15 protein-coding genes and 1 pseudogene are annotated in these 10000 nt (G+C 68.7%); 7 read left to right on the forward strand and 9 right to left on the reverse strand.

The annotated features are described in order from the left end of the window. Window positions 1–843: 843 nt before the first annotated feature. The gene (locus tag ACWFR3_RS45690; RefSeq protein ID WP_453740642.1) at window positions 844–1203 is read left to right on the forward strand and encodes a hypothetical protein; all 360 of its coding nucleotides are present in this window, start codon (window positions 844–846) and stop codon (window positions 1201–1203) included. A gap of 141 nt (window positions 1204–1344) precedes the next feature. On the opposite strand, the gene ACWFR3_RS45695 is transcribed toward ACWFR3_RS45690, so the two are convergent. The 3 genes from ACWFR3_RS45695 to ACWFR3_RS45705 all read right to left on the reverse strand — a co-directional run bounded on the left by ACWFR3_RS45695 (window position 1345) and on the right by ACWFR3_RS45705 (window position 2920). Next, window positions 1345–1917, reverse strand: coding sequence for a hypothetical protein (locus ACWFR3_RS45695; protein WP_453740643.1), 573 nt, complete (start codon window positions 1915–1917; stop codon window positions 1345–1347). Between the two features lie 91 nt (window positions 1918–2008). Further along, complete coding sequence (locus ACWFR3_RS45700) at window positions 2009–2503, reverse strand: cupin domain-containing protein (RefSeq protein ID WP_453740644.1); 495 nt, start codon at window positions 2501–2503, stop codon at window positions 2009–2011. 45 nt (window positions 2504–2548) lie between these two features. After that, window positions 2549–2920: a DUF4267 domain-containing protein gene (locus tag ACWFR3_RS45705; protein ID WP_453740645.1), complete on the reverse strand. Its 372-nt coding sequence runs from the start codon at window positions 2918–2920 to the stop codon at window positions 2549–2551. 141 nt (window positions 2921–3061) lie between these two features. Here ACWFR3_RS45705 and ACWFR3_RS45710 point away from each other — a divergent pair, with 141 nt between their 5' ends. Both ACWFR3_RS45710 and ACWFR3_RS45715 read left to right on the forward strand, forming a co-directional pair. Beyond that, entirely contained in the window at window positions 3062–3952 is an 891-nt protein-coding gene (locus ACWFR3_RS45710; protein ID WP_453740646.1) for a LysR family transcriptional regulator, read from the forward strand. Beyond that, window positions 3906–4211: an STAS domain-containing protein gene (locus ACWFR3_RS45715; RefSeq protein ID WP_453740647.1), complete on the forward strand. Its 306-nt coding sequence runs from the start codon at window positions 3906–3908 to the stop codon at window positions 4209–4211. The genes ACWFR3_RS45710 and ACWFR3_RS45715 overlap by 47 nt, the downstream gene beginning before the upstream one ends. 150 nt (window positions 4212–4361) lie before the next feature. Here ACWFR3_RS45715 and ACWFR3_RS45720 read toward each other — a convergent pair whose 3' ends face one another. Further along, on the reverse strand, window positions 4362–4739 hold the full coding sequence (locus ACWFR3_RS45720; RefSeq protein WP_453740655.1) for a transposase: 378 nt from the start codon (window positions 4737–4739) through the stop codon (window positions 4362–4364). Here ACWFR3_RS45720 and ACWFR3_RS45725 point away from each other — a divergent pair. After that, the gene (locus ACWFR3_RS45725; RefSeq protein WP_453740656.1) at window positions 4681–4833 is read left to right on the forward strand and encodes a hypothetical protein; all 153 of its coding nucleotides are present in this window, start codon (window positions 4681–4683) and stop codon (window positions 4831–4833) included. The two genes, ACWFR3_RS45720 and ACWFR3_RS45725, sit on opposite strands and share 59 nt — an antisense overlap. A gap of 11 nt (window positions 4834–4844) precedes the next feature. On the opposite strand, the gene ACWFR3_RS45730 is transcribed toward ACWFR3_RS45725, so the two are convergent. The 3 genes from ACWFR3_RS45730 to ACWFR3_RS45740 form a co-directional block, all read right to left on the reverse strand. Continuing rightward, window positions 4845–5399, reverse strand: a complete 555-nt coding sequence (locus ACWFR3_RS45730) for a transposase (RefSeq protein WP_453740648.1) — start codon at window positions 5397–5399, stop codon at window positions 4845–4847. After that, the gene (locus ACWFR3_RS45735) at window positions 5369–5971 is read right to left on the reverse strand and encodes a helix-turn-helix domain-containing protein (RefSeq protein WP_453740649.1); all 603 of its coding nucleotides are present in this window, start codon (window positions 5969–5971) and stop codon (window positions 5369–5371) included. The genes ACWFR3_RS45730 and ACWFR3_RS45735 overlap by 31 nt, the downstream gene beginning before the upstream one ends. A 102-nt stretch (window positions 5972–6073) precedes the next feature. Next, entirely contained in the window at window positions 6074–6676 is a 603-nt protein-coding gene (locus tag ACWFR3_RS45740) for a hypothetical protein (RefSeq protein ID WP_453740650.1), read from the reverse strand. 195 nt (window positions 6677–6871) lie between these two features. On the opposite strand from ACWFR3_RS45740, the gene ACWFR3_RS45745 reads away from it, so the two are divergent. Further along, the gene (locus ACWFR3_RS45745) at window positions 6872–7159 is read left to right on the forward strand and encodes a hypothetical protein (protein ID WP_453740651.1); all 288 of its coding nucleotides are present in this window, start codon (window positions 6872–6874) and stop codon (window positions 7157–7159) included. Window positions 7160–7575: 416 nt separating this feature from the next. Here the strand turns inward: ACWFR3_RS45745 and ACWFR3_RS45750 are convergent, their stop codons facing one another. Continuing rightward, window positions 7576–8250: a hypothetical protein gene (locus tag ACWFR3_RS45750; RefSeq protein WP_453740652.1), complete on the reverse strand. Its 675-nt coding sequence runs from the start codon at window positions 8248–8250 to the stop codon at window positions 7576–7578. Between the two features lie 354 nt (window positions 8251–8604). On the opposite strand from ACWFR3_RS45750, the gene ACWFR3_RS45755 reads away from it, so the two are divergent. Then, on the forward strand, window positions 8605–8904 hold the full coding sequence (locus ACWFR3_RS45755; protein ID WP_453740653.1) for a WhiB family transcriptional regulator: 300 nt from the start codon (window positions 8605–8607) through the stop codon (window positions 8902–8904). A gap of 12 nt (window positions 8905–8916) precedes the next feature. Then, entirely contained in the window at window positions 8917–9117 is a 201-nt protein-coding gene (locus tag ACWFR3_RS45760; RefSeq protein WP_453740654.1) for a hypothetical protein, read from the forward strand. A 20-nt stretch (window positions 9118–9137) separates the two neighbouring features. Here the strand turns inward: ACWFR3_RS45760 and ACWFR3_RS45765 are convergent. Next, window positions 9138–10000 (reverse strand): annotated as a pseudogene (locus ACWFR3_RS45765) (IS3 family transposase); the annotation flags it as partial.

The raw sequence follows: 10000 nt of genomic DNA on the forward strand, positions 1-10000 counted from the left end.
TCGGCGGGCGTGGCGGGGGCTGGGGGTTGTTTAGTGGTGTCTGGGGGGTCCCCCGCGCCGGCCGGCGGCCGCCGCCCCGGCGCGGCGGCGGCCGGCCAACTCCCAGACTCCCACCGCCGAGCCGCCCTGTCCCCGGCCCCGGCCCCGGCCCCGGCCTATTCGCCACCCCCACCACGCCGCATGCACGAGCCAAGAGTTTCCGCAGGACAACAGCTGCCCAGGGCAAGAAATGCCGCCCGGCAAGAGTCCCGACCCCTCCCCGCCCGGTGCAGCCGGCGAGCCCCCGCTCGGGGTCCGGGCGCGAGGACTCTGCCCACCTCTTCCCCCCACCGCCGCCCCGCAGATGCGCCATCCGACAGCATGACCGGAACACCTCCGGCAAGCAGCAGGCAAGCGCCGCCCCCGGCAGACCCGGACCCGGGGTGCCGGCTGCACGTGTAGGTTGCCCCGTCTCCGGACGCCGCCGAAGGGACACACCATGACCGGCATGGCCCCCGTCTACATCCTCATCACCCCCGACGGCCGCGCCGGATGGGGCCACCCCGGCCGGTGACGCGGTGCACCATCCACCGGGCCCGCTCTCCCGCAGGGCTGCAGCGCCGGGACGACCAGCGATGCTCCGGCTGCGCGGAGCGCACGCCCGAGCCGCCGACAACGTCAAAGGCCAGGTCCGCGGGCGTCTTCGGGAAGCCTGCCGCCCGGACACCCGCAGGGCGGTCTCGACCACCCCTCGCGCAGAAGACCAACGGGACGCCGGAACAGATCCCCCCGGCCTGCCAACTGAAGTCTGGAGATCCATGCTTGACCAGCGGGCGCGCGCCCTGCCGGATGCATCATGGGGGTATGGCTACTCCGGTTCCCGAGCGACAGGCTGTGCGCGTGGTCGAGTGCACGCACCTGTTCGCCGTGCTGATCGAGGGAGCGTTCGACCGCCAGAGCGACCTCGACCTGCTGGACATGGCCCTGGAGGCCGGCCACCTGACGGGCAAGCAGGTCGTGGTGGAGATATCCCGCACCAAGGACATCAGCGCCCGGCTGCTGAACGCACTGTTGCAGCATCATCAGCGAGCGGGAAGCCTGCCCTGGCTCGCCGGCCCTCTCAGCACTCCTGCACGACGTCGCCTGGAGATCACCGGAACGTCCAAACACTTCCCATGGTTCTCGACACTGCAGGAAGCCGAAGCCCGCAGCCGAGGCCAGTGACCCCGGCGCCCCGCGCGGCCGCACCGCCATCAGATCCTCATTCCCACCGCCACGAACCCCCGCAGCCAGTACCGTCAGCGGCGGATCGCACCGGCCGCCCCAGGGCGACCCGCGCACCGAGCTCTCGTCAGCCGAGGGACGTCAGGAGATGAAATCGGTCAGTGTGCAACCGTCCACGAGTCCCTTCTCCTTCGTGTAACCGCTTGGAATCTCGGTCTCGGGGTCGCAGACGAGGGCGAGAAGCCCGGAGCCCTTGAGGCCGGTGCGTGTCGTGGGGCCGCCCTGGACGGCGAAGTTCTCTCCGAGGAGGTAGCCGGCGGGGCCCCGCTTCCGGGCCTGGGTCTGGAAGCTCTTCATGTCGTCGACGGACATGAGTGTCACCCCATTGCGTTGCGCGTCCCAGCAGACGGCGCGCTCCTGGATGCCCCACAGCTTGCCGGCCGACTCGGCGTCCGGGTCGTCCTCGTCGTCGTAGTCCTTGTCCTCCATGTGCAGATCGGTGCATGTGGTGCGCTGGCTGACGAACGTTTCGATGTCCGCCATGGTCGCGGCCCCGGGGCGGCCCTTCGGCTCGGTATCCATGAGCCGGCCCCCGCTGCCTGCGGACTGCCCGTATCCGCTGCCGTCGGCCGCGCTGTTCCTGCCACCGCCCTCCTCGCTGCCGCAGCCGCTGACCGCCGCCAGCGCCAGGACTGCCGTACCGATTGCGACCATGCTCCGCCACCGCATCTTTCTCCTTTTTTCGTGTATCGGGTGATGTGCTCCCCGGTCGCGGCCACCCGCCCGGCCTGCGGACCCCGCAGAATCAGGCACGAGCGGAATTCCACGCCTCGCTCTGCCGGAAGTACATGTCGTACAGCTCTTGGACGTCCATCAGGCTCTCTGGCGGGACCTTTCCGTACGCGATGCGCTCGAGGTGGCGGAAGTACTCGAACCGCTCCACCCCCGGGGTGATCACGATGAGGATGTCCGCGCTCTGGCCAGGGGCGGCCGCGAAGGCGTGCGGGACGTTCGGCGGAACGACGACGAGGTCGCCCCGCCGGGCCGTGACGACCGATTCACCGGACAGGAGTTGGGCCGTGCCCTCCAGCAGGTAGAAGAGCTCGGCGGAATGGGCGTGGTGGTGGGGGTTCGCGCCCATCGCGCCGTCGGCAAGGGTTACACGCTGGGTGGAGAGCGCACCTCCCGTGGCGTGGCTGTCGGCCAGCAGACTGATGGTGGTCGGGGCGCGCCCGATGATCTCGGCGTCGGCCTCGCGCACGACAAGAGACCGGTCGAAATCCGGGTGGATCAGGGACATCTGCTCGCTTCCTCGAAGCTGCGGAGTGGCGGTGTGGCGTAGAGGTCAGGCCGCGAAGAGAAGTGCGGCCGAGACAAGGACTGCGATTGCCGTGGCCAGGTGGATGCCGAAGGCCACTGCTCTGGTGCCACCGTTGCGCAAGACGATCGCCGTGTCTCCCAGCGGGGTCAGCGCGATCACGAGCATGAACCAGGCCGCTGCGCCTGTGTCTGCGAAGGCCAGCAGGGCGAGCCCGAGTAGGCCCGAGACGAGGTCCCGCAGCCCTTTGACGGTCAGGTACGCGGAGTCGCCGTTCTCCTTGGCCGGCACACCGTAGCCAGCGGCGGCGGCCTGCGGTTGGAAGAAGAAGCGGAGCCCGATGAAGACGACCAGGAGGTCAAGCACCACGGCCACACCGTAGGCGAGCGGTGCGAGCACATCATCTCCCTGCGTCTGCGCTGAGTACCAACCGATGCCCTCGGAGAGGACGTGACACAGGATGCAGCGCGGGAAACGCGCGAACAATCCCCGGCTTCACATGGTCTGATAACCCAGGAGTTATCGCTGAAGGCGGGGGCAATGGAACTACGGGACATCGAGATCTTCCTGACGCTGGCCGAGGAACTGCACTTCGGCCGGACCGCGGACCGCCTGCACGTGTCGCAGGCGCGAGTGAGCCAGTCGATCGCCCAACAGGAACGGCAGATCGGCGCGCGCCTCTTCGCCCGGAACAGCCGCCAGGTCGAGCTCACTGCCATCGGAAGACAACTGCGGCAAGACCTCAGCGCGGGCTACCAGCGCATACTCGAAGGCACCCGCGCGGCCACCGCTGCCGCCCGCGGCACCACCAGCACACTGACCCTCGGACTGCACGGCCCCCAGGCACACGACCAAGTACGCCTGCTTGACCTGTTCCGGAGCCGGCACCCCGAGGTCGACCTCCGCATCCAGGAGATCATCTTCACGGACCCCTTCGGCCCCCTGCGGAACGGCTCCGTCGAAGTGGCGACCGCCTGGCTGCCCGTCCGGGAACCAGATCTCACCGTCGGCCCGATCGTCGTCACCGAACCGCTGCTCCTCATGGTCGCCACCAACCACCCCCTCGCCCGCCGCGAAACCGTCAGCATGGAGGACCTGGCCGACTGGCCCCTCCCCCACTCCGCCACACCCGTCCCCGACTACTGGCTGCAGACGCTCGTGCCCACCCACACCCCCGCCGGCCGGCCCATCCGGCGCGGCCCGAAGGTCTCCTCGTTCCAAGAGCTCGCCGCGGTGGTCGCAGCAGGCGAGGCAATCAGCCTCGTCCACGGCGATGCCGCACGCTATTACCAGTGGCACGGCCTCCGATACCTCCACCCGCACGACGCCCCGATGGCAAGCTGGGCCCTGATCTGGCCGACGGCAGCAGAGACGGAACTGGTCCGTGCACTCGCAAGGGCGGCGCGGGACACGGGACCAGTCACAGGATGAGGGGCCGGCAAAACTTCACAAGAGACGCGCCCGTCTTGCTGTCAGTGACTGCGGCCTGTCTGGCGAACGACGCCGGCTGATCCTGGACCTGTCCGCCCTCACCCACTGCGACAACGGCGGCCTGTTCACCCTGCTGGGCATCTGCCAGGCCCTGGACACAGCCGGCATTGAAGTCGACATCGCCCGGACCGGACCCGCCGCCGACACGGCCATCGAACACGCGGGGCTGCAAGACCGGCTGCCCCTGCGCCCGCTCTGACCCACCAGCCCGATATTCCTAGGGGCGCCACTCCTCCCGCCACAGCGGATGCAGCTCATACGGCAACGCCATACACATCAGATCAACCCCGACATCCACCGCCGGCCCCGGCAATCACACTCACACCCGCCCACACCCACCACCGCCGGATCACACACCAGCACATGGAAGACGACGGCCTCCTCCGCGACCTCGTTCAACCGGTCCCGCACGAAGAACGACAGACCCACCAGCGGCATAAACGCAGCCTCCCACCCTCCACCGACCAGGCCCAGATGCTGACAATGGCACCAGGCCGTTCTTGGCGTAGGCGGAGTCGGCCCAGACGATGGCGATCTCCGGGTGCATCAGGGCGAGGCGGATTAGCAACTCCCTTGCAGCCAATGAGTCCTGAGCGTCAGCTGGGGTGACCATGACGAGCAGGACGAGACTGCGGTGGTCGCAGATGACGTGCCTCTTCCTCCCGTTGATGAGTTTCCCGCCGTCCCATCCCCGTGTCGCCTTGCTGACGGTTTCGGACGCTTTGATCGACTGGGAGTCGACGATGACCGACGCGGTCTGGGCCGTCTTGCCCCGCGGCGAGGCGGATGCCGCGGCGGAGGTGGTCACGGATGAGGCCTAGTGCTGGATTCCTCAAACGGTGTACGTATATCGGCGCCGCAGTCGGCGGATTGGTGGTGCTGGTCTGCCCCAGATCCAGGGGGAGGCACGGGAGTTGAGCTGGCTGGTTGCCAGGATGGTGGCGTATTCGATGTCGTCGCGGTTGGCGAACGACCGGCCGGCGAGAGCAGCTTTGCGGAAGATGCGCCACCAGCCTTCCTGCAGGTTGAGCCAGCACGCGCCCACCGGGATGAAGGCATGGTGGATGCGCGGGTGGTCCTCGAGCCAGGCCCGGGTGGACACGCTGTTGTGACTGGAGAGGTTGTCGGTGACGATCCAGAGCTCCCCGACCGGATTGGCGTCCTCGAGCAGCTGCAGGAACTGCTGGTAGAACACGCTGTTGCGGGAGGACGCGGTCATCGTGACGGCCTGCCCGTCGGCCGGCCGCAGACCGCCGTAGACCCAGGTCTTCTCCGGTCCGCGGCCGTAGTCGAGTTCCGCTTTGATCCGGTGCCCGTCCGGTGACCAGGCGGGTGCGGGCGGGAAGGTCCGCGGGATCACCGGCCCCAACTCGTCGGCGCAGACCACCGTCGCACCGTCGGGCGGTCGGGTGTAGAGGCCGATGATCCGTGTCCTTTTGGGACGAAGTCCGGGTCCTTCGAACGTGTCCAGGACCGGGTGCGGCGCCAGCGCACACCCTCGGCGAGCAGAATGCGGCGGACCTGCGAGCGCCCCACCTCGATCCCCCCGGCCCGCGCCGCCGCAGCCAGGGAATCCAGGGTCCACTCCGGCGGTCCGGACTCGTCGAAAGCCCACAGTTCCCCGACGGGCTCCCACCGCAGCCGCCCCGGCGGCACGCTCTTGACCAGGGCGATGATTCTCGATCGCTCCTCCTCGGTGATCCGCCGCTTGCGCCCCTGCCCGCCCAGATCATCCAGCCCCTGCAGACCTGAGCGGTTGAACCGGTGCAGCCAGCAGCGGACCGTCTTCTGACTGCATCCCAGCTCCACGGCGATCGCCGGAACCCGCAGCCCCGACCAACTCAACTCAACCATCCGGGCCCGCATCACCACATCACGCGGCGTCTTACGAGCCCGCGACAAGCGGCCAACAACAGCCCGCTCGTCCTCATCACGCCCTGGCCGCGCCCGTAAAACCATGATCCAGCACCCGCCCCCGAGCACCCTCAACTACCCCGCCACCAAGCCGTATACCCACCGAAAGAGGAATCCAGCACTAGGGCCGTCGCGGTCGTGCGGTGCCTACCGGGGCATGGCCACCTTGAATAGCGGCGGTTGGGGGTCGCGGACGTTGTAGACCGAGCCCGAGTCACCCGTAGGGTCGAGGAAAGCGGCCGTGCCTCCCTTGGCGCCGACGTAGAGTACGACGTTTCCTGTTGCCGACTGCCCCGGCTTATACGTCCTGTTCAGCTTCGCGAACCCGGTGGAGTCACCCTGCCTGTTCGCCTCCGTCGGAGAGTGTTCTGCGTTCTCCCACGTGGCGAGGACGGCCGAGAAATCCCCAGCCTCCTTGTCCGTGTTCTTCACGGCGAGGCGGTTGACGGCGTATCGCCCGGCGCCCGTCACGGGCCGATCAAGTTCTGCCCGAGTCGGGTATTTCACGCTGACGACCGTAACCCGCATCCTGTTCGAACCGTTCGAGAAGGTCCCGCTCTGGCCCGGCTTCAGCGTAGGGGCGGCGACAGCCTTCCTGCTCGCCGCAGAGTTGTTCGCCCCTGCGGACCCCGTAGCCGACGCCCCGTGCTTGCCGGTCGGCTCATCGCCCGAGGAACAACCGCTCACGAGCACCGTGACGAGAGCCGCAGGCCCAGCCAACAACGCGGCCCTACGGATGCAGTCGCTCATCGTCACTCCCCTGAACAGCGGCCTCCGCAGCCGCATGAGGGCGCAAGCGTAGGACACGGCCAAGCAGGGCGGCTGCCCGAGGTGTACCGGCACGGTGCGCGGAGCACCTGAAAGCTCTCCGCAAAACCCGCTGCCGGGCCACTGCGAACAGGGCTGCTGCCCCTTCCCGCTGCCGCCCTGAGCACGCTGGCCGCCGTGCTGTCCGTGACCGCCCACCGCTGGTGGGCCGAACTCGCGTGCGACGCCCAGGCGGTCAGAGCCGGCGGCCCGGCCGTGGCCGCCATGTGGAACGCCGACCTCGCCAAGGAGCGCTCCGCACCCCTGGCCTGCCGGATCCGGCGCGCACTGTGGGCCCTGCGCGGGCACCCGCCGATGCTCCTGCGCCGCGCGTTCGCACGCCGTGTGCCGCTGCCGGTGTCCGCTAGCGGCCATCCGCTGTCCGCGATGAGCAGGGCTGCGCCGGCCTCCGGCAGCGCCCTGTAATGAGCCCCGCGGCTCCTGTGCTGCGGACGGATAATGCAGTGCACCGGCGTGGGGTGATCGCTACGGTGGAGAGGTCCAGGTGCGCAGGGGCGGGCTACTTCCACTGCATTGGGGCGGTCGCGGGTTCGAATCCCGTCGTCGACTTCGGGTCGGCGTAGCTCAGCGGCTAGAGCACCTTGTTGCCTGCACCGATTTGGATCTCTGGACACATGGACGGGAGCCGTCCGCCACGGGGGAAATTGGCGGACGGCTTCGTCATGCCAGTGGCCTTCTGTCCGGACGCGGCCCTTCGCGGCCGGCGGTCAAGGGCTGCGAGCTGCCGCGGGGCCGGCTCTTGTGCGGTCGGTCCGGGGCAGTCCTGCTCCCACGCCTGCCGCGTTGTGGGTGTCCGGGGGGCGTGAGGGCGTCCCTGGTTGTTACATCCGGGCGCGGGGGCCGTCGGCGGTGCTGAGGAGGGATTGGGTGATCCACATGTCCTCGCCCCGGGTGGAGGCTTTGGCGGTGAAGTAGGAGCACTGGTATTTGGTTGGCTGGCCGAGTGGCACTTTGGTGACGCGGGGCATCGGGGTGCAGCGGTGTTTGGTCTGGTTTGGCTCGCGGTGGTTGCCCAGGAAGTAGGTGAGGGCGGCCTCGCGGGTGAGGATGCCGGTGCTGGGCTGGGCTTCGTAGCCGTCGCCCATGCCGCCGAAACCGGGCTTGCCGGTGAATTCCACCGGCCAGGTCACCTTGATGCCTTCGTAAGTGACGGTGCAGGTGACCTTGGCGCCTGCGGCGGGCCGGACGGATTTCTTGTCGCATGTGGTGCTGGTCCTGGCCGGGACGCCGGCCATCTTCACCGTGCGCGTGGCCAGTTCGTACTTGACGTGCTCGATGTAGGGCGCATCCGGATCCGGCTCCGGCACGCTGTTGCTCTTCCTCTGCGGCGTCGCTTCCGGCGACTGGATCGGCTTGCCCACCGGCGTGCCGATCACCGAAGGTTCGGCCGCACTGCCGCTCTTGTCGTCTCCGTCGCTGCCGCAACCCGTGAGCAGCAGGCAGGAAACGGCGGCGGCAGCTATCAGTGATCCCCGTGACTGGTGCATGACCAGCACAGTAGCTTCCTGTAGCGGACCGCCTACGGCAGGGTCAGCGTTCCTCGGAGCACCCCTTGCTGCCACCGGCGACGCATCGGTTGCGCTGCATCTCCCGCGCGTCGAGATCGGTGCCACGCGTGCAGGGACGGCGGTGGCCTCGGTGATCGTGGGCGGGCCGGGGAGCGTGCTCGTGTACTGCCGGATCCGTCAAGAGGCCTGTCACCCTGTGGAGTTGCTGTCGGGGCGGGTGTTCCGGTGCCTGCCCGTTTGGCATAGCGTTTCGATTGGTTCCTGCCGGGGACCAGGGAGCGGCGGGGGCCGGGGAGATCGGGGAGGGGACGATCGGTGGGCGGGGAAGCCGGGGAATCATGGATGGCGCGGGCGGTATGCCGGACCGCGGAACCGGACGAGTTGTTTGTCCAGGGTGCGGAGCAGCACAAAGCCAAGGCGCTCTGTTCGGGCTGTCCGGTGCGCACGGAGTGCCTCGTCCATGCGCTCGATTCGCGTATCGAGCACGGGGTGTGGGGCGGGATGACGGAGCGGGAGCGGCGCTCGCTCCTGCGGCGGCGTCCCACGGTGACGTCCTGGCGGAGTCTGCTTCAGGCGGCGCGTGCGGAGCACGAGAGGCAGGGGCGTGCGGGCGACGACGCGGCACGGCAGGCGGCCGGCTGAGCCGGGCCGCGGATGAGGGTGGTGATCCGGCCTGCCGAGAAGAGCGACGTGGGGGCCGTGGCCGGGCTGATCGGGGAGATCGAGCGGTTCTACGGCACGGCGGATGCGGATATCCAGCCCTTCGAAGAGCGCCAGACCCAGGTCGGGGAGGCGCTGTTCGGTTCGCCGCCGATAGCCTTTGCCCTCCTGGCCGTGGACGAGGAGGGGCCTTGACCCCGAATCCTGAACACGGGTTATGCGGCTGGTGTCAGCGTAGTTGGTGTGAGGTGGAGGGCGTTCTCGAAGGCGATCGGTGATCGCTGTCCGAGGCGGGAGTGTCGGCGCCGGGTGTTGTAGCGGTGGAGCCATCTGAACGCGTCGAGTCGGGCCTCGCGCTCGCCTGGCCAGCTCTTTTGTCCCTGCAGAGTCTCGCGTTTGAAGGTCGCGTTGAAGGACTCGGCGAGAGCGTTGTCCGCGCTGGACCCGACCGCGCTCATGCTCTGTCGGACCCCTGCCGACCTGCAGGCTTCAGCGAAGGCCCTGCTCGTGTACTGGGCTCCGTGGTCGGTGTGCATGATCGATCCGGCTAGGCTTCCGCGGGTGCGGACGGCCGCCGCCAGGGCGTCGGTCACGAGGTCCGTGCGCATGTGGTCGGCGATCGCCCAGCCGGCCAGACGGCGCGAGGCGAGGTCGATGACGGTTGCCAGGTAGCAGAACTTCCCGCCGTCGATGGGCAGGTAGGTGATGTCGCCGACGTACTTCGTGTTCGGCTTGCCTGCGGTGAAGTCGCGACCGATCAGATCCGGAGCCTTGGCTGCAACCGGATCCGGGACGGTGGTGCGGTGCCTGCGGCGCAACCGGACCCCTTCGATCCCGGACTCCCGCATGATCCTGGCGACCCGCTTGTGGTTGACCGCCTCACCGCTGGTCTCGCGGAGCTCGGCGGTGATCCTCGGGGCTCCGTAGGTACCGTCCGATTCCAGGTGCACCGCCCGTATCGGGCGGCCAGTTGCGCGTCGGCCGCCTGCCGGGCGGCCCGGTCGGCGGCTGTCCGGCGCCAGTAGTAGAAGCTCGAGCGGCTGATGCCGAGGATGCTGCACAGCCGCTTGACGCCGTA

It is taken from the genome of Streptomyces sp. NPDC055189 (genome assembly GCF_053606765.1).